14 protein-coding genes and 1 pseudogene are annotated in these 21,435 nt (G+C 29.1%); 11 read left to right on the plus strand and 4 right to left on the minus strand.

The window, feature by feature from the left end; translation table 11 throughout:
* The first annotated feature begins 182 nt into the window (after window positions 1-182).
* From NSA50_RS07775 to NSA50_RS07815, 9 genes are all read left to right on the plus strand, one after another.
* Window positions 183-770 carry a TetR/AcrR family transcriptional regulator gene (locus NSA50_RS07775; protein ID WP_257444257.1) on the plus strand — a complete coding sequence of 196 codons (588 nt, stop codon included), beginning with the start codon at window positions 183-185 and terminating at the stop codon, window positions 768-770.
* 156 nt (window positions 771-926) lie between these two features.
* The gene (gene baiCD / locus NSA50_RS07780) at window positions 927-2,867 is read left to right on the plus strand and encodes a bile acid Fe-S flavoenzyme BaiCD (RefSeq protein ID WP_257444259.1); all 1,941 of its coding nucleotides are present in this window, start codon (window positions 927-929) and stop codon (window positions 2,865-2,867) included.
* Window positions 2,868-3,017: 150 nt separating this feature from the next.
* Entirely contained in the window at window positions 3,018-4,472 is a 1,455-nt protein-coding gene (locus tag NSA50_RS07785; protein ID WP_257444261.1) for a PAS domain-containing sensor histidine kinase, read from the plus strand.
* A 123-nt stretch (window positions 4,473-4,595) separates the two neighbouring features.
* Window positions 4,596-5,141 (plus strand): sigma-70 family RNA polymerase sigma factor, encoded by a 546-nt coding sequence (locus tag NSA50_RS07790; RefSeq protein ID WP_195263917.1) that lies wholly within the window; start codon window positions 4,596-4,598, stop codon window positions 5,139-5,141.
* Entirely contained in the window at window positions 5,134-6,561 is a 1,428-nt protein-coding gene (locus tag NSA50_RS07795) for a DUF4179 domain-containing protein (protein WP_257444424.1), read from the plus strand. The genes NSA50_RS07790 and NSA50_RS07795 overlap by 8 nt, the downstream gene beginning before the upstream one ends.
* A 336-nt stretch (window positions 6,562-6,897) precedes the next feature.
* Entirely contained in the window at window positions 6,898-7,101 is a 204-nt protein-coding gene (locus NSA50_RS07800; RefSeq protein WP_257444263.1) for a hypothetical protein, read from the plus strand.
* A 134-nt stretch (window positions 7,102-7,235) separates the two neighbouring features.
* Window positions 7,236-8,108, plus strand: coding sequence for an ABC transporter ATP-binding protein (locus tag NSA50_RS07805; protein WP_257444265.1), 873 nt, complete (start codon window positions 7,236-7,238; stop codon window positions 8,106-8,108).
* On the plus strand, window positions 8,108-9,286 hold the full coding sequence (locus NSA50_RS07810) for an ABC transporter permease (RefSeq protein WP_257444267.1): 1,179 nt from the start codon (window positions 8,108-8,110) through the stop codon (window positions 9,284-9,286). Before NSA50_RS07805 ends, NSA50_RS07810 begins: the two co-directional genes overlap by 1 nt.
* Window positions 9,287-9,426: 140 nt before the next feature.
* Window positions 9,427-10,068, plus strand: coding sequence for a pentapeptide repeat-containing protein (locus NSA50_RS07815; RefSeq protein WP_195263912.1), 642 nt, complete (start codon window positions 9,427-9,429; stop codon window positions 10,066-10,068).
* 116 nt (window positions 10,069-10,184) lie between these two features.
* On the opposite strand, the gene NSA50_RS07820 is transcribed toward NSA50_RS07815, so the two are convergent.
* From NSA50_RS07820 to NSA50_RS07835, 4 genes are all read right to left on the minus strand, one after another.
* Window positions 10,185-12,836, minus strand: a complete 2,652-nt coding sequence (locus tag NSA50_RS07820) for a glycosyl hydrolase family 18 protein (protein WP_257444270.1) — start codon at window positions 12,834-12,836, stop codon at window positions 10,185-10,187.
* Between the two features lie 91 nt (window positions 12,837-12,927).
* A complete protein-coding gene (locus NSA50_RS07825; protein WP_257444272.1) occupies window positions 12,928-15,447 on the minus strand; it encodes a glycosyl hydrolase family 18 protein in 2,520 nt (839 codons plus the stop codon).
* 39 nt (window positions 15,448-15,486) lie between these two features.
* Window positions 15,487-16,980 (minus strand): immunoglobulin-like domain-containing protein, encoded by a 1,494-nt coding sequence (locus NSA50_RS07830; protein WP_257444274.1) that lies wholly within the window; start codon window positions 16,978-16,980, stop codon window positions 15,487-15,489.
* A gap of 767 nt (window positions 16,981-17,747) precedes the next feature.
* Complete coding sequence (locus tag NSA50_RS07835; RefSeq protein WP_195263908.1) at window positions 17,748-19,109, minus strand: YjiH family protein; 1,362 nt, start codon at window positions 19,107-19,109, stop codon at window positions 17,748-17,750.
* A gap of 313 nt (window positions 19,110-19,422) precedes the next feature.
* On the opposite strand from NSA50_RS07835, the pseudogene NSA50_RS07840 reads away from it, so the two are divergent.
* A pseudogene (locus NSA50_RS07840) lies at window positions 19,423-20,490 on the plus strand (AI-2E family transporter).
* Between the two features lie 72 nt (window positions 20,491-20,562).
* Window positions 20,563-21,369 (plus strand): glutamate 5-kinase, encoded by an 807-nt coding sequence (proB, locus tag NSA50_RS07845; RefSeq protein WP_195263906.1) that lies wholly within the window; start codon window positions 20,563-20,565, stop codon window positions 21,367-21,369.
* The last annotated feature ends 66 nt before the right edge of the window (window positions 21,370-21,435 follow it).

Genomic DNA, 21,435 nt, shown 5'->3' on the forward strand with positions numbered 1-21,435 from the left:
CTATTTGGCTTGCTTTCAAGTAAGAGATGAATAATTTATAAAAATTATTCATCGAGAAAGCACTTAAAAATTTTGATATATAAATAGTTAATTGATATAATATTTTTAATTTGATTTATATAATATAAGAATTTTATATTTTAAATAAAAGTATAAAATTAAAATGGAGTGGGAGTGAAGATATGAAGGAACTAAAGGGGATAGAAGAAAAAATTCTTGATAAGGCATTATATCTTTTTGGAAAAAATGGATCAACAAATGTTTCAATTAGAACAATAGTGAAGGAAGCTGAAGTAAATGTAAGTGCAATAAATTATTATTTTGGTAGTAAGGATAATATGCTGAAATATGTTAAACAATTTTATATAGATAATATTACTCAGGCATATTCACCCTTAGATGATGAAGAGTTAAGTAATGAAGAGAGAATTATTAGATGTGCTAATGAAATTATAGAATATTCATTAAGATACCCAGGTGTGCTTGTTATGAATAAAGAGGCAACTGATTCAAAAGAAAAAGATGAGATGGATATAAAAATAATTGAAAATACAAGAGAAGCAAATAAAAAATTAGATAGTATATTGATAGAAGTTTTAAATTGCAAGGGTGAGGAAGTTAAATATAAAAGGGCTATATTTATTTCGTCTATTATATATCCATTTATGAGTGAAAGCCATGAACTTTTTGATAAAGAAATATCAGATAATATAGAATCAAGGTTTAAATATATAAAGTACATAATTAGAATGTTAAAAGAACATAAGTAAACTATAGACATAGGGGAAATTATCTCATTGATGAAATGAGATAATTTTTTTTGTTAAATTTAAAACAAAATGTTTGAAACATATTGATTTAAATTTAACAAAGTCATATAATGAAGGTGGGAGAAATATTGAAATTTAAATTTTGGAGGTAGTGAAATGGCATTTAATAATCTTTTTAGTCCAATAAAAATCAGAGGAATGGAAATAAAAAATAGAATTGAATTTCCTGCAATGGGAACAAAGATGGTAAAGGATGAGAAGGAAGTTACTGATCAGCTTATAAATTATCATGTTGCAAGAGCTATAGGAGGAAATGGATTAAACTTCACAGAAGTATGTTCTGTATATGATAAAGCTGCACCAAAGAACTTTTTATCAATATCAGATGATAAATATATTCCAGGTTTGAAAAAGCTTGCTGATGCAATACATGAAGGTGGAGCAATGGCTGGGGTTCAATTATGGCTTGGCGGTTCAGCTGTATTATTTGGGGATCAAACTGCAATGGTAGTTGTACCAAGTGATTTTAAAGTAGATGGAACAGATTATGTTATTAAGGCTGCAAGTAAAGAAATAATAAATGAAGCTGTCAAGGCATTTGGAGAAGGTGCTAGACGTGCTGTTGAAGCAGGGTATGATACAGTGGAATTTCATGCTGGGCATAATTATACACCACACTCATTCTTAAGTAAGGCTTTTAATAAAAGAACTGATGAATATGGTGGAAGCTTAGAAAATCGTGCTAGATTTTTATTAGAATGCATAAAATCCATTAGAGAAAACATACCAGAAGATATGCCTTTATTTATGAGAATAGATGCTCATGATGATTGCGTAGAAGATGGACTTACTATAGAAGAAGTTATTCAATTTTGTAAATGGGCTAAAGAGGCTGGAGTAGATGTACTTGATGTATCTCGTGGAAACTTTTCAAGCGCAGCTGTAAAATACGAAGTGCCACCAGTTGACCTACCAAGAGGATTTAATGTTGAAAATGCAGCAAGAATTAAGAAAGAAACTGGAATGATTACTGTTGCTGTTGGAAGAATTAATGATCCTGAGCAAGCAGATGAAATAATTAGAAGTGGAAAAGCAGATATGGTTGTTATGGGACGAGCTCAATTAGCTGATCCAGAATTCTGTAATAAAGCTAAAAATGGAAATATTGATGATATAATACGTTGTGTAGGGTGTAACCAAGGTTGTTATGATGGATTTACAGATCCAAATGTACCATTTATAACTTGTATGAGAAACCCAGCTTTAGGCAGAGAAGCTGAATTCGTTATTAAAAAAGCAGAAAACCCTAAAAACGTATTAATAGTTGGTGGAGGAGTAGCTGGACTAGAAGCAGCTATAGAGTTAAAAGATAGAGGACATAATCCAATTTTATGTGAAGCATCTAATTCATTAGGTGGACAATTTGTTCTTGCTGGCGCAGCACCAAGGAAAGAAGAAATGAAGGAAGCTGCTATTGCAATGGGAGAAATGGCTAAGAGAAAGGGTGTTGAAATAAGATTATCCACACCTGTAACTACTGAGGTAATTAAGGAAATAAATCCAGACGAAGTTATAATAGCAGCTGGTGCAGAACCAATAAAATTAAATGTACCAGGAGCAGATTTACCTCATGTAACTAATTCACATGATATACTTGCAGGTAAATCAAAAGTAAATGGAGATGCAGTTGTTATTGGGGGAGGGCTTGTTGGCTTAGAGGTTGCTGAATACTTATCAGGAAATGTTGATAACATAACCGTAGTAGAAATGCTTAATGAAGTAGCAAAAGATTTAGGGCAATTAAGAAAGATTTGTGTTATAGAAAATCTATATCATGAAGGAATTAAAACTATAACAGAAGCAAAATGTATTGAAATAAAGGAAAAATCAATAGTTATAGATAAAAATGGAGAGATTAAAGATGTCCCATGTGATTCAGTTATAGTTGCAATAGGAGCAAGATCTCGTAACTTTGAAGAAATATCTGACTACTGTAAGGAAAATAATATACCATATCATGTAATTGGTGATGCAGTAAGAGCTCGTAGAGCACTTAATTGTATAGAAGAGGCATCTGAAGTAGCAAGAAAAATTTAATATATTAAATATGTAGTGGTATCTAACTTAGGTGCCACTTTTTTTGTGCAAATAATTAGATTATTATTAAACAGCATTAATAGGTTGAATTGAAAAATTTAAAATGATAATATTTTATTGGTTGAAATATGTATGAAAGGGGTACTATTTATGGAGGAATTTCTAAATATATTGCAAGATTACATCTTGGTTATAGAAGATAGTAAAATAAAATTCCATAATAAGGCGCTAAAAGATTTGTTAGGACATAATTTAGAGATGTTAGAATTGATTAAGGAGCAGGCTAAATCAAATAGATACATAACTATAAATGATAAATATAATAATAAAATTACAGTTGAACCTATTATTAAAGACATTACTATAGATGGAACAGAATTAAGATTGATAACTTTAAAGGAGTTAAAAAACAAATCATATAATATATTTGATTTAGAGTTGATATTAGACAACATACCTGTATCTGCATGGGCCAAAGATATAGATGGTAAGTATGTATATACTAACAGAAGGTATGCAGACCTCTTGAAGCTAGATAAATCTCAGATAATAGGAAAAGATGATACTCATTTTTGGAATATGTATCAATCTAATATCTGTAGAAATGAAGATTTAAGGATAATTGAAAACAAGGGGTATTTTGTTGATAAGCAAAAGGTTAGTATAAGAAATGAAGATGTGTGGTTTAATATAATAAAGTTTGCAATTTTAGATGAATGTGAAAAAGTAAAGATCATTATAGGACTTGCAGACAACATAACTGATGAAGTTACTTTAAGTGAAAAGAAAAAGCTTTTAGAACATGAAATTCAAATGGAAACTTTAAAAAATGAGTTTTTTACGAATATATCACATGAGTTTAAAACTCCATTGAATGTAATAATTACTGCAAATAAATTAATTAAAACATACTTGGAAAATGAATTTAAAGAAAACTTAAATGATATAATTCTTAAAAAATATGTTACTTCAATAGAAAAAAATTCTTTTAGATTAGAACGATTAGTAAATAATTTAATAGATATAACGAAAATTGATTCTGGAGATTATAAAATATCTATGCACAATTATAATATTATATCAGTAATAGAAAATGTAGTCTTAGCAGTAGTAGATTATATTAGCTCTGAAGACATATCAATAATATTTGATACGAGTGAGGAAGAAAAATTTGTAAAGTGCAATAAGGATAGTATTGAAAGGATAGTATTGAATTTATTATCTAACTCAATAAAGAATATTAATGGAAAGGGAAATATATTAGTTAATATTAATGTATATGAAGATTGTGTAGATATAACTGTAAAGGACAATGGGCAAGGAATTCCACAAGAATACATAGAAAATATTTTTAACAAATTTGGACAAGCTGATAAAGGCTTGTCAAGAAAACATGAGGGTAGTGGATTAGGCTTATTTATAGTTAAATCATTAGTAGAAATGCATGGTGGAGCTATTAGCATAGAGAGTGAAGTTGGATTGGGCACTGAAGTGACAATAAGACTGTATTCAAATGAAATTGAAAATGGTGAAGAAATTAATGAAGAATTAGGGGATCTTATTAATAAATGCGATAAGGAGTTCTCGGATATTTATAATATTTAAATTAGCTTTATTGATGTGTATACATATTTAGATTTATAAAATGACGAAATATATGAACATTATAGTATTGATATCCATCTAATAAGTGAAATACTTAGCTAAGTAAAAATTAGGAGGAGGAAGATGGAACTTATTTCAATATTAAATTTTAAAAAGAAAGCTAGTGTAGAAAGGGCTAAAAAAGGAAATAAGGATGAGTTTTTAGCACTAATAAATGAAAATAAATTGAGTATTTATAAAGTTGCAAAAGGCATTCTTAACAATAAATACGATATAGAGGATGCAATACAAAATACTATTATAAGAGCTTATGAAAAAATAAATACTCTAAAAAATAATGATTTATTTAAAACTTGGATAATTAGAATTTTAATAAACGAATGCAATGAAATAATAAGAAAAAATAAAAGAGTAATATCATTAGATGAAGGTATAAATCAAGCAACATATAACGATGTATATGAAGATATAGATTTAACGAGAGCTATAAGTATGCTATGTGAGGAGTTAAGAACAGTGACAGTGCTATTTTATTTTGAGGACATGTCAAGTAAAGATATAGCAATAATTTTAGATATACCAGAGGGTACTGTTAGATCAAGACTTTCAAGAGCTAGGCAACAATTAAGGAAAGTTGTTGAGGAGGTAGATTTAAGTGAAAATGTCTGATGATATTTTAGATAAAAAAATTAGAGATAAAATAAGTTCTGAGAATTTATATCTTCCACAAAATATCAATGAGGTTTTTGATAAAGCAATAAATAAGGCAAAAAATAAAAGAAAAAATAAATTTAGAAATGTTGTAGGTATATGTGCAGCATTACTTATAATAACTATGTTTTTTGGAGAAACCATAACTACTTATGCAAATAAGATGCCTATTATATCAAATGTATTAGAATTGTTTAAGACAAGTAGATATGAGGATTATGATAAATACTCATCTGAGTTAAATATAACTAAGGAGAGTAATGGTCTAAAGGTAACTATAAATAATGTTATTTATGATGGATCAGAGTTATCTATTTTTTATACAATAGAAAGCGAAACATCAATGAAATATGTGCCTATTTTATTAGTGAATGAAGTTAAAATAGATGATAAAGTTACTTCATTTGGATATGGAGAAAGTGGAAAGTTTTTAGATGATAATAAAGTATATGCAGGAATTAGAAGTTATCATGTAGGCATAAGGTCTATGATTTCTAAGGAAGAGCAAGAAAAGTATTTTTATGGAGGAGATATAGAGATACCAGATGAATTTATGCTTTCTATAAATATTAACAAAGTAGGAGATATTAAAGAAACTGAAATTACTAATGGGGAGTGGACTTTTGATATACCAGTTAGTAATGAAAAGTTAAAAGGAATGGTTAAAGAATATGATTTGAATATTGATTTAAGTAATATTTATCAAAATTCTGCAATTAGTAAACTTATATTAACTCCTATAAATACAACAATTCAAGGATATATAGGCTTAGAAGATATGGATTTATATTTCATGGTTATTGACGATAAGGGTAGGTATATAAGCCAGAAAGATGGAAGTGGATTTGGTAGTACTGATGATGATAGTAATTATAAGTTTTATTTTAACACTAGCTTTGAGCAGGCAGTTGAAGATACTAAATGGTTAACATTTATACCTTATGAGAGAAATTATGCAAGAATTAAAAAGGAAAATATAGGAGAAGATAACGGTATAATAGAGGATTTTAGCTTGAGTGAAGAATTAAATATTAATGGAGAAACAAATCTGAAAAATAAGGCGGGAAATGATTACGCAACAATTACAAGAATAGAAGTTAATAATGGGAAAACTAAGTTATATTATAAATCTGATTATGGGTTATTAGCAGCACCAAAAGAAATTGTGGATAAAGATACTGATGAAGTAATAAAAGCTGTGGATAATTTGGAGTCTAAGGAGTATAATACTACAAGATATTTAGCTGAAACAGGAGAGGTTATAGTAGTATTTAATGGTGAATTAACTGGAGAAAATTACGAGATAAAATATTACGATATATCAGAAAAGGTAACTGTATATAACAATAGTACATTTACTGTTGATTTGAATAGATAGTTTTATAAAAGTACAATTAGTTTGAAATGGTTGTACTTTTATTTTTATTAATTATATAGGGATATATTTATAAGTTTTTTATGTTTCTGGATATAATGTAAATACATTAAGATAAAATTACCCCATGATAAAATATTGTAAGTTTAATAAAATATATATAATATAAATATAAAATGTTGTTAAGTTGATGATAAAAATACATAAAGATTTCTATTCTACTATATATTTTTAAGGTATTTACAAAAAAAGTAAATATAATATACAATTTATATATAGGGGTTATAAAATAAAATTTTTTTAACGGTATTACTATGTGCTGTAGTTTTATTAATTGGGGTGAGTAGGATTGAAAGTTCAGCTGCAACCAATGAAGTTCAACCTAGAGCTTTAATATGTGATTATGGAGGAACTTTTTCTGGTCAGACAACAAGTTACACACCTTGGGCTTATATAGGACAAGCAACATATCAAGATAATTCATATTATATTTTTAAAAAATATTCAATAACAAAGATAACAACTTATAGATGCAATAGGTGAGGAGCAGCATATAATCAAAGTTCTACAGAATATAAATGGGAACATGCTCATTAATTAAAGGAATAAATATAAAAGAAACATAGTTTTTACTATGTTTCTTTTATATAATCGAAAATAATTGGGGGAGTAGCTTGATGCTTGAAATCAAAGATTTATTTAAGGTTTATAATAATTCAAAAGGATTAAAAGGGATATCTTTTAAATTAAATAATGGAGAAATACTAGGGCTAGTTGGGAATAATGGAGCAGGAAAATCTACTTTAATGAAAGCCTTAATGACATTTTTAAAGGTTGATAGTGGAGAAATTTTGTTGGATGGAGTAAATGTATTTAAAAATCGTGAGATTTTATTGGATAAATCTGCAGCGGTAATTGAGAATATGGGATTTTATAAGGAGTTAACAGGATATGAGCATTTAAAAATGATTAAGAGTATTAGAGGAATATCTGATGAGGATTTTAATGAAATCCTGGAGTTTGTTGATATAGGAAAAGCGTTTAAAAGGCGTACCTCAACTTATTCTTTAGGCATGAAGCAAAGACTTGCAGTAGCAATAGCATTTTTATCAGCTAAGGAAATCCTAGTTTTAGATGAACCAACTAATGGATTAGACCAAAAAAGTATTATTCGTTTAATTAAGCTTTTAAAGAAGTATAAAGAAAAAGGATATTCAATATTAATATCATCACATACTTTAGCAGATTTAGAAGAACTTTGTGATAGATTTATATTTTTAGATAATGGGAATATAATTAATGAATTAAATAGAGATGAAATTAATATAGATACTTATAATTTCAATATTAGAGAATCTTTAAATGAATCCCATTTAAAATTATTTGAAGGAAATTATGATGAAGAAAATAATCTTATAGTATCAACTGAAGAAACCTTAAGTAATACAATCAACAAGTTAATTACAAATAATATAAAGATTAATTCAGTTGAAAGAACAAATAATAATTTGAAAAAAATATATTTGGATTATTTTGAAGGAGATAAATAATGGGGAAGATAATATATTGGGATTTAAGAAGGGCTTTTAAAAATAAATTAACCTATGGTGTATTAATTTTACTAGTTGCTGTTAATATAGCATTTGCTATGAAATATAATGATTTATATAAGGATGTGAAAAGTAACGTATTATGGCCAGTTAATAATAATATAGAGGCTTTCCAAGGACAAATAAATTACTTTAAGGAAATAGAAACTATAAGACCGTTAGATGAAAATGAGAAAAATTTAGTTAATATGTATGAGAAGAGGATGGAAAGTCAAATAGAAAAGAAGGAAGCCCTAATAAAGGGTGATAATAAAAGAATATTAGCAAGTGAAATAGATGCCTTAAAGGAATCTACCAAAAATAAAGGCTTTGGATCGGATGAGGGATCAAAGTATACGTATGATAGGGAAAGAATATCCCTTCTAAAGTACGAGTATATGTATGAAAATAATATAAAATTAATTCAAGGAGATGAATTTTATCCAAGTGGATTAAATTTATTTATGCAGATATCTAATAAAATATATATTATTTTGTTACCACTAGTTTTTGTTTTATTTTCAAGTATGAGTATTTCAGGAGAGTTTGAAGAGAAGACTTATAAGATATTATTTTCTTATCCAATAAAAAAGACGAAAATATTATTATCAAAGTTTTTAAGCAGTTTTATTATATCAGCTTTCATAGTTATTTTATCATTTATAATTCCATTAATAGTTGGAACCAAAATTACTAAACTTGGTGATATAAATTATCCAGTAGCTATATTTAATAATAATACACTTCTTCCAGCACAAGAAACCTTTATAATAGATTACACTAGTATAGAACCAATGCTACGGATAGTAATAAAAATGTTCTTATATAATTTTATTGTAGCTTTATTTTTTACAGCTATTGGTATACTTATTTCATCATTATTTAAAAATAAAATTGCACCATTAGCAATACTAGGACTTGGAATTACATCATTATATGTTTTTCCAGATATGATTGGAGTTAGTGATTTATTAAATCCAATAGTGTATGCTAATTCTTATGAATTTGTTACAGGAATAAAAACATTATATAACCCAAGCTTAAAAATTTATTTGGTTGTACTTTTAATGCTGGCATTTTCAATTACATTTATAGCATTAAGTGTTTTAAGGGTTAATAAAATGAATTTAGTTGACTAAGTCTAATTAAGAGCTATAAGGGATAAACTTGCACATGACACTTTTTAGATTAACATTACAAATTTACTCTAGGTATATATAGGTTAATAATATATAATATCTATATATAAAATTAATAAAGGTGTGGTGAGTAAATTTTTATGAAAGGTAATAAGATTCAAAAGCCAAAATTTCTAGATGATTTTGAAGAAGTAGAAGATATCATAGAAGAAATAATTGAAGCTGATAAAATTCAAAATAAGATAGTAGAAAATATAGAAATAAATAATATGAATAATAAAGGAGTTACAATAGATTCTTGTATATTTAAGAATGTTGTATTTGAAAATTCATCCCTTAGAAATGTAGATTTATTAGACACAAGATTTGAAAACTGTGATTTATCTAATGTCGATTTAGGAGATGGAAGCATACATAGAGTAGAATTTATTAACTGTAAACTACTTGGAGCAAAATTAGATGAATGTAATATAAAGGACGTCGCGTTTCGCGACGCCCTTGGCAAATATATAAATTTATCTTATTCAAAGTTAAAAAATGTATGTATAGAAGATTGTAATTTTAAAGAAAGCATGTTTCAGCAAGTTAAACTTGATAAAGTTAATTTTAATAATGCAGATTTAACTTCTGCATATTTTAATAAAACATCACTAAATAAAATAGATTTGACTACATGTGATATTACTGGAATAGATGTTGAAATAAATGATTTATCAGGTGCAATTGTTACTAGTATGCAGGCATTAGATTTAACTAGATTAATGAACATAGTTATTAAATAATGAAAATATAATTATATTTTCTATAAAGAAGATAGTATAGAGTTTTAATTAATAAAATTCTATACTGTCTTTTTATAGATTAGTTAGTATTTAAAGGAGAGATAAACTATATTAATTTAGCTGATTTTTTCCCAAGCACCAAATTGATTTGAGCCAGGGGTTTCACCTTGAGTCCACCATTTAGCTTTATATTTAACACCGTTATACATAACAATATCACCAGCTACATAAGCTTTAGTAGGACTATAGGCTGGAATCTCTGGTGTTGTATCATTAACAACAGTAATTGTTGCTTTAGCAGTAGTTATTAATCCTTTACTATCAGTAACTGAGTAAGTTAAAATGTAAGCACCAGCTTTAGTTGTATCAACAGTGCCAGTAACAACTATTTTACTAGTTAAATCACCATCTTCTTTATCAGAAGCAGTAACACCGGTTAGAGGGTTAAAGCTTGTACCGATATTAATTTGTTTATTAGCAACTCCATTAATTACAGGAGCTGTATTTTCAGTAGGAGTTGATCCATCAGGAAGTACTCTTATTAATTTCCAATATTTTGTGTTGGCAGGGGAGCCATCATCCGTAGGAGCTATATACCAAGAAATACATTCATATAAAGCATCTTTATAGACAACTTGATCTCCATATTTGTAAGTTTTACTTGGATCATAGAATTGTTGTCCAGGTTCTAATGCTCTGAGAACAGTTATTATTCTTTCTTTAGTTGTAGTTAATCCCTTGCTATCTGCAACTGTATATTTAAGAGTATAATCACCAGCTTTGGATGTGTTAACTGATCCAGAAACAGTTATTTTACTAGTTAAATCACCATCTTCTTTATCAGAAGCAGTAACTCCTGTTAGAGGGTTAAATGAATCACCTAAACTAATTGAAGTATTTGAAATACCTTTTAATGTTGGAGCGTAGTTTCCATTTGCAGGAACATTGGATGGTCTCATTCCATTAAACGTTAAATTCTTAACTCCTCCAAAGCATAGTTTAATTGATCCTGCTAATGAAGCTGTTTCTCCAACTCCGAGGTTTTGCCATCCTGATGATGTTATTGTAACTCTATTAAAATCTCCAATATCTTCAATTGTTGCAGTTCCACCTTGTGGTTGAGCGAATATTGCTGATTTAGGTAAATCAAAACTTACCGTCCAGCCTTTATCTATTGCTTTATCTGTTTTATTTGTAACTTTAATATCATAAGTGTAATTTGGATGATCATATTTTCCTCCAAATACAACCTCTACATCAGTTTGAGATAATCCTGGAATAGAATCATCTGTTACTTTACAATTTCCTATTGCATCTAAGCCAGATTTTAGTCTACTTGTTAGTGTATCTCCAAAAGTATATTTTCCTTCATTTATATTAGTAGAGCCTGGTTTATAATTAGGGTTTGGTCCAAAGTCTCCATTCATTACCCATATTAATGCTCCACCCAAGTTTTTATTTTTAATATATTCTACTCTTTTATCTATGGACTTTTCATTTTCAAAAGATAGGAATACTTTCTTTTCATTTTGCCAAACGTATGGAACTCCACCAACTTCATCAAAATAAACTTTTAGATTTGGATCATTTTCCATTAAGTTTAGTACATGCCATAATGGATTTGCTCCTGCAGGATCTAAGACACCATTATTATCTACGTCATCGCCCCAAACATTATATATTCCTGTGGCAGGAGTTTTACTAGAGCCGTGCAATCCATTAGTCCCACCTTGTACATTTTCCCATCCTCTTGTATAGTAAGGGATTCCCATAATTATTTTTTCAGGAGGCAAGACTCCTCTATAGTATTTATAAGCCCAATCCATATTTAATGTAGGCATAGCCATTTGTATAGTTTCTCTATCAGCTGGATCCGGATAGATATTAGCTAAGTTTTCAACAAACTCATTCCAACCACCGTGAAAATCATAAGACATTACACTAAGAAAATCTAAATATTGAGCATAAGAATTATCAGTCATTCCGCCAAGAACCCATGAAGATGCAGTTACTGCAGCTGTTTCAAGATATTTCTTACCATCTTGTTTTCCAGCAGCATCAAGCTTTTCTCTTAATGTCTTCATTAATAGGTTATATCTTTCATTTAGTTTGCCTCTTCTAGGTTCAGCTAAATCTTGATCATCTGGATTACCAGAAGTTGATGTTGCAGATGGATATTCGAAGTCTATATCTATACCATCAAAATTATATTTCCTTACAAACTCAACACATGAATCAGCAAAAGTATTGATGCCTTGATCAGTATCTAGCATTGTATAAAAACCTCTACTACCAGCCCAGCCTCCAACGGACATCAGTAGCTTTACATTTGGGTATTGCTTTTTCATTGTTTGAAGAACATTGAAATGGCCCTTATAAGGTAGAGTTGGATCTAAGGTAACAGCTTTACCATTATGGCTTAGTGGATGATCTGCAAAGGTTTCTTCAATAGCAGCATGCTTATCTCCAAGTGTTATTTTATTAGTCGTTGGATCAATCATTCCAAAGGAGTATTGAATATGAGTTAGAGATTCCCATTGCAAATCTGCAGCATCAAAGTATCCTTGGACTTCGCTTTTATATGCCCATTCAGGGAAATATCCAATTACTTTTCTGCTTAAATCTGTATCGCTAACACCAGAAGCTGTTGGTGTTATATTTTCATTATTATTTGTGACAGCAGCTTGAGGTTGTATTGATAGATTAAATAGGGTAAACAGTGAAAGTGTTATTCCAGTTACTATTCTTTTAATTTTAATTTTTTTCATATCTTCCCTCCATAAATATTAATCGAAAAAGGTGATAGAAGTGGCTAACAAATAATGTTAGCCATCTTCAAATTATAAATAGTTAGATGAACTAACTAATTTTTTCCCAAGCACCCCATTGATTTGCGCCAGGAGTTTCACCTTGTGTCCACCATTTAGCTCTATATTTAACACCGTTATACATAACAACGTCGCCAGCTACATAAGCTTTGGTTGGGCTATAGGTTGGAATTTCAGGAGTTGTATTATCAACTACTGTGATTGTTGCTTTAGCAGTAGTTACTAACCCCTTACTATCAGTAACTGAATAAGTTAAATTGTAAGTTCCAACTTTAGTTGTATCAACTGTGCCAGAAACAACTATTTTACTAGTTAAGTCACCATCTTCTTTATCGGAAGCAGTAACATCAGTCAATGGATTGAAGTTTGATCCAATCTTAATCTCCTTATTAGCAACACCATTAATTACAGGAGCTGTGTTAGTTGTATTTTTTTCGGAAACAGTTATAGTAACTGCTGCAGTAGCTTTTAAACCTTTACTATCAACAACTGAGTAAGTTAAATTGTAAGTTCCAGCTTTAGTTGTATCAACAGTACCAGAAACTGTTACTTTACTAGTTAAATCACCATCTTCTTTATCAGATGCAGTTATACCAGCTAAGGGATTAAAAGAATCACCAACGTATATTTGTTTATTAGTAGCTCCATTAATTACTGGTGCAGTATTATTATCAGGAGATGTTGCGCTACCATAAATAAATTGTCTTCCCATTTCAGGTGATGTTGAATACATTCTTTGAGATAATTCAACACTTACTAATCCATCTAGATTATCTATAGATTCGGCAATGTTTAAATCAAAAGATACTGTTTGGCCAGGCTTCATAAGTTTTCCATCATATGAGCCAGAAAAATCTATTACGTAATATCCATTTTCTTGCTTAACAGCAGGACTTGGATGTTGAGCACCTGTTATAGTAATACCATTTGTCTTAATATAAAGCTTTACATTTTTTAGAGTTTTAGCTGCGGTTTCAACAGAGCTAAGAACTTCACCAGATTCACTTAATTTTTCGTTGTTTGTAAAGCTTAGATTTATTGTACTACCGCTTCCCCATGCAGGTTTACTTGTAGTTAATTTAGAAGTTACATTAAGCTTATTATAAGTTAATGTATAGTTATCTAGACTAGCGGAGCCAAATAGGGCTTCCTTAGTTACTTTTGTAAGTTCATCACGTTTAGTAGATGTTGTTTTAGCATCTTGTGAAGCCATCCAAGCAATCATTCCACCTAAATTATGCTCTTTAACATATTTAGCTTTTTCTTGGATTGATCTTGCATTATCATAGGTAAAGAATGCACCTGTTGTTTCATTATATAGATAAGGGGCTTTAGCACTATCATCCCAATATTCTTTTAAACCAGTATATTTTGATTTTAATTGGCTAAGAGCATTGTATGACCATACTCCACCAGCACGACCACCTTCACCATTCTTTATTGGAGCTTCATTAAGAGCACCTGGTGTTGGATTAAGGTCTGCATCTTTGTTAACTACTGCAGCTGTTCCAAATAATCCAGGGTTAGCAGCATCTGGTCCATTATTACTTACTTTTTCCCAACCACGTGTATAATAAGCTGCTCCAATGACTATTTTTTCAGGTTTAGCTCCGTTTGCAATATAGTAATTAACGCTTTCATCAACAGAAAGGCATTCTCCTTTAAATGGAGATTTAGGATTAGTGTAAAGTGCTGTTTGATGACCACTAACTGTGCTCCAGGCACCAGCCATATCGTAAGTCATAATATTAGCAAAATCAATTACATTAAATAATTTTGCTACATCTATTCCTTCATCAACTTTAGCTTTTCCAGCTGGGATAGCAACTGAAAGTTCATAAGTTTTTCCAAGTTCAGCACCTTGCTTATTTAAGGCATTTTTTAAATCCTGCAATAAAGTAATAAAGTTTTCTTTGTCGGCAGGAGTTGCTTTAGTAGTTCCTTCATCATTAGTATTATCAACTGTATCTGGATCCCTAAGGCTAGCTGGGTACTCCCAATCTATATCAACAAAATCCATATTGGTATATTTAATAAACGCCATAACATTTTTTACAAAGTTTGCTCTTATTGAAGGATTAGCAGCTATAACTGAGAAGTCACCTGATTTAGACCATCCACCTAAAGATACTCCTATTTTTAGGTTAGGGTTTTCACTTTTTAACACTTGGAATGCATTTAGAATACCTCCATTTACATCTCCATAAGTTACGCCAGCATTTCCTAAAGGATGACCAATAGCAGCATCTTTATCAGTAAATTTTAAAACACCTTGTGCATCAAAATCTACGAATGCAAAATTAAGGTGAGTTAATTGATCAGCAGGAATATCTTTAGGATAAAAATTACCTTGACCTCCCCAGATTGACCAGTCGCCATAATACATTACATTACGATATTTCTGATTAGATTGTTGAATAGCAGTTGGTGTAAAATCGGTAGTAGAATTAACTTCAGCCCTAACTGGTGTAACACCTGTTATTAGCATTGCTGCTATTGCTGTTAATGCAACAATAGGCTTTGATTTTTTATAAAGCTTTTTCCTTATCATAATATTAAATCCCCTTTACAAATTAATTTCTAAATTAATTTAATTCATTTTTTCCCATGGGCCCCATTGAGTTGCTCCAGGGGTTTCTCCTTGAGTCCACCATTTAGCTTTATACATAACTCCGTTGTATAAAACTATATCTCCAGCAACATAAGTCTTAGTTGGACTGTATGTCTGAACTGAAGTATCGATTACTGTTATTGTAGAACTTATTGTTGTTGATAAGCCTTTACTATCAGAAACTGTATAGCTTACATTGTAGATTCCTGCTTTAGATGTATCAACCAATCCATTAACAATAATCTTACTAGTTAAATCACCATCTTCTTTATCAGATGCAGTAACTCCTGCTAGAGGATTAAAGGTATCTCCAATATTAATTTGTTTATCTGTAACACCACTAATCACTGGAGCAGTATTGTCGCTAGGAATTGCTGGTGAACCGAATTTAGCAAATATCTTTGAATGTTCATATTGAGAACTTATTCCTTGATTATTTTCTATTTGAGAATCTCTATTTAGTGACCAATAAGAAGTCATTCCAATATTTTTAGATTTAGCATGGTCAACTACTAATTGAGACCATGCTGGAGTAAATATAGGATCTGAAGAACTTTCATAACCTACAGAGACTGTAGCACCAATTTTTGAATAAGCTTCAGAATCAGATAAAGTAGTATTGGCAAATTTTTGGTAAGCATCTTTTATTTGATTCTTTGTTGAGTCTATTGCTCGTATTGAGGCTGTGCCATAATTTTCTCCAGGAAGCAAAGTACCACTTCCATAGCACATAGCCATTATATTTATATATTTTAGAGTAACATTATTAGATAAATAAGCATCTAATAAATCTATTTGAGTTTGAGTTAAACCAGATGGTAAAACAGGAACAGTTAATGTTACTTCTACTCCTGTAGTGTCTTGTAACATTTTAATAGCCTTTGCATTAGCAATATTGCTTTGTTTATTTTGAGCACCACCTTCAACATCTAAATCTATTCTTGTTAATGCATATCTATTTACTATATCTAGATAGGTATTATAAAGAACATTTACATCTTGAGAAGTTTGCCAAAATGCAGTTCCACTAGCTCCACCAAAAGATATAGTTGCATCACCACCACTTGCTCTTAGGTCCTTTAGAGACTGTTTAATTCCGTTATATTGATTATCATTTTTTCCTTCACTTAAAACAGAATATCCTCCCCAGCCCCAATTGATTTTCCCATTTGTAACACTACCAGTTGATTGTATAAAAGCTAAGTTAAAGTATTTTATACCAGTTTCATCTGATAATTTTTTTAGATTAGCAGGTCCTCCGCCATCATTCCCCATATAGTATCCATTTTTAGTTACCCAGCCCACCATATCAACATAAGGAGCGTTAACTTGTGCAGGCCAATTTTTTGTTCCTAAACCAGCATTATAACTACCGATGTTTGTAGCTGCTTTAGTAATAAATGAAGTGGATGTAAGTGTAACGAAGGTTGTCAAAAGTGTGCAAATAACTTTATTAAGAAAGTTTTTCTTCAATTATATTTACCTCCTAACGATATATTTATTTATTCTCATCTGTATATTGAATGAGGATCTTTTTTGGAGTAGGTAAATATCTAATAATTTGATATTAGATTTAAAGTAAGTTAGATATTTTTAGAAAAAATAAGAGACTCACTTTAAACATTTGTGCATATAAAATAAATTCATTTGTTTATTTAAAATGTAGAGTTTTCTTTATTAGATATATAAAATATGCATTTTATATATTGGAAAATGTTTTCAAAGGGTTTGTCAAATATCCTAATAAGTATTAATATACTAATCAGAAAATGTTAAATGGTAATTTATTAGATTTCTCTGAAGTGTTTATTAGTTCCTATATTTTGTGAAGTGATAATGAATTATTTAGGAACAAAGAAGTTAATAAATAATAAACAGTAAAGCTTATTATTTCATCGAAGGTAAACACATCACCTCCTTTACAATAAGTGGTATATACCACTTATTTACAATATAAACTATTAGTTAAGTAATGGCAATAGGTTTTCAAAAAAAGTCGAACGATTAATATTATTTTGAAAAATTTGTATGTTGTTTATGAAGTATAATTAAAAAGAAAATGATAAATTTGAATTAAAATATAAGTACATTTAATTAAACTAATAAGTGTGTATTTTATAAGAATCATAAAAAGAAAGCACATAGGATATCTTATTAATTTAAGGTAGGAGTGTGGGAGGTAATTATACTATTAGAGTATTTGATAAAAAAGCTGTATCTTAAAAGGATACAGCTTTTTATTAAAATATTATATTAGCAGCAATAACAATTACAGGTAATGTAATTATAGTTCTTTCTATAAAAATTATTAACAGTTGCTTTAGTGATACAGGAATTTTTGATCCAAGTAGAACTCCTCCTACTTCAGACATATATATTAGTTGAGAAACGGAAGTGCAAGCAACTATAAATTTAGTCATATCACTAACTATAGTGTTTGCAGCTAAAACGGATGGTAATAGCATATCAGCAAATCCCACAACTAAAGTTTGTGAAGCCGCAACTGCTTCTGGAACTTGTAATAATTTAAGATATGGTATGAAAGGTAGCCCTAAAACCTGAAATATAGGAGTGTACTCAGCTATTATTAAAGCTATAGTAGCAAGTGCCATAACAACTGGAAGTACTCCAAGCCACATATCTATTACATTTTTAGTTCCCTCTATAAAAAAGTGATTTATGCCAGAATTTTGAGAGGCTTTATCTAAAGCCTTCTTATATCCCCAAGAGAAAGATGAATGTCCATCTGGTATTGATTCATCGTTTTTCTTTTCTTTATTATTATAATATGTATTAGGAATTTTACGTAATGGATAGATTCTTGGCATTATAATAGCAGCGACAATTCCAGAAATACTAACTGTTAAATAAAAAGGGATAAATAAATGAGATAATCCCACTGTATCTATTACAATTAAGCTAAAGGTTATTGAAACAGCAGAAAAGGTTGTACTGATTATAGCTGCTTCTCTTTTAGAATAAAATCCTTCTTCATATTGTTTATTTGTTAATAGTATTCCAAGAGTTCCATCTCCAAGCCAAGAAGTTATACAGTCTATAGATGAACGACCTGGTAATGTAAATATTGGTCTCATAACTTTAGTAAGTACTGTACCAAAGAATTCTAATAAACCAAAATTTAATAATAGTGGTAGTAAAAGTCCTGCAAAAAAGAAAATAGAAAATAATATTGTAAGTAAATCATTTAATACAAATGATCCTGTTGAATTACTAATTATAAGTTCAGGACCAACCTTAAATAAAGATAAAATGCAAAATATAGCTCCAAGTACTCTAGCAGCAAACCAAATATTACCTACATTAAATAAGGTGTTTAGAAATTCATTTTTTATAATGAAGTTTGGTTTAAAAACCTTAGCTATTATACTCATGATAGCTGATATGCAAATTGCTATTGTTATTATTAGCGTTAAGGAATCTCCAAGAGATTTAGTTAAGAATTTTGATAAAATTGCTATTGGTATTGTTATTTCTCCATTAAAACTAATAGGAATCATAAATAAAAACATTCCTATTAGAGATGGAACAATAAAGAACAATGGTGATTTTAATGAAAATTCATCTTTAGTTAAGTTTTTCATTCCGGTCTCCTTATATTCAAAAAATTAATATTTATACATTGAATTTTATTTTAATACATTTTTATACATAAAATCAATAGATTTTTATACAAATTTACCTAAAATTTATGCAATGAATTATATATTTAGGATGATTTCTAAATATATGAATATATCTAATTTGATTTATAAATATGGAAAAAGTAATGTTAAGAAGATATAAAATAGTTAAGATATTCGGTTAGTAAAAATCTGAAAGTTTAAAGCTATATAATAATATTTTCTCCTAAGGATAAACTAAATTTAATTAAATTAAGCAAAGGAGAAATATTTTATGCGTAAGAAGAATTTAATTACATATTTAGTTATTTTTAATTTATTAGCCATATTAATAATATTATTAGGCAAAATTTCAGTATTAAAAAATTTTATAAATGTAATTTTTTCAGTAGTTGTCATACCAATAATATTTGGAATATTTTTATTTTATATACTAAAACCTCTTAATGATATATTTATAAAAAAGAAGATAAAAGGAGGAAGAGCAGCAACTTTAACTTTATTAATTTTCTTTTTTATTGCAGCTGGTGTTATCAAATACTTTGGGGATTATTTCATTGAGCAATTTATGAATTTAAAAACAACATTCTTTAGTATAGTACAAGAGAAAGGTAATCTATATGAAATAGATGAAATTTTTAAAGGGGATATATTTAAATTAGATTATTATGAGAAGTTTTTAGGTGATATACAAAAATATGCTATTTTATTAGCAAGTGGTTTAAGAGGAATATTCGATAAGGGAATGCAATTATTTTCTGATGTTTTACTTGTTATATTAATAGTATTTTATCTTCTTAAGGACGAAGATAAAATTAAAAAGAGTATAATTAATATATTTTCTAAGAAATATAAGTATAAAATTTGTGATATTGTAGAAGAAAGTGATGAAGTATTATCATCGTATATTTTAGGTCAAGCTAAGGTGGCACTTTCATTATCTTTAATGGTTTTTATCGGATATAAAATTATAGGAATGGCAAGTCCACTACTTTTAGCATCAATTACTTTTGTATTAGCATTTATACCATTTGTAGGCTTTTTTATATCAATGATTATTCCATATATAATTGCAATAGCTTCAGGCTAGAATATGATTATAAAATTATCTGTATTAGTAGTAATTGCCCAAACACTTAAGGGAAGAATTATCGTACCACTAATAATGGGAAAAACAATGAATATACATCCAATAACGGATATTTTTCTAGTAGTTGGAGCAGCTAGTCTAATTGGCCCAATAGGAGCTTTTGTAGTAGTACCTGTTTATGCAGTAAGCAAAGTTATCTTTAGGCATTTTAATAAAGAGGTAGAGGAAAAATTGAAAGAGTTCAAAGAGTAAATTATATTATGTAGAAAAAAGATATAAAAAAAATTATAATTAAACAAAGAATAATATCTGGGGGATAGTAGGATGAGAACTAGAAGTAAAGTTAAAAACTCTAATAGAATTGTAGTTAAAGTAGGAACTTCAACATTAACATATGCAAATGGCAAAATTAACTTAACTAGAATAGAAAAGTTGACTAGAATATTATCAGATGTGATGAATTCAGGAAGGGAAGTTATATTAGTTACTTCAGGAGCAATAGGAGTTGGAGTATCTAAGCTTAAGTTAAAGGAAAAGCCTAAGACTATAAGAGAAAAGCAAGCAGTTGCTGCAGTTGGGCAATGTGAGTTAATGCATATTTATAGTAAGTTTTTTGGAGAGTATAGCCATACTGTTGGTCAAGTTCTTTTAACAAGAGATGTAGTTGAAGATAATCATATTAGAGAAAATGTTTGTAATACATTCGAAACTCTAATAGAAAATGGAATAATACCTATAGTTAATGAAAATGACACTGTGGCTATAGATGAAATAGAAAATATAGTTAGATTTGGAGATAATGATAACTTATCAGCTATAGTGGCTAAATTAGTGAATGCAGATCTTTTAATAATATTATCAGATATAGAAGGGTTTTATGATTCAGATCCTAGAAAGAATCCAAATTCAAAATTAATAATGGAAATAGATGAAATTACTCCTGAGCTTGAGGAGTGCTGTGGAGGTGCTGGAAGCAATCTTGGAACAGGTGGAATGATTACAAAGTTAACTGCTGCCAAGACTGCTACTGAATCTGGAGTAGATATGGTACTAGCTAACGGAGAAGATCCTAAAATAATTCTAAATATATTAAATGGCGAGGAAATAGGAACACTATTCAAAAGCTTATAAGAATCTTTTGAAATGTAAAATGTAGAAGGTAGAACTGAAAATGGATGATGTTTTGCTATGTAAAGT

Origin of the sequence: Clostridium mucosae (assembly GCF_024622765.1) — a bacterium.
GTDB lineage: Bacteria > Bacillota > Clostridia > Clostridiales > Clostridiaceae > Clostridium.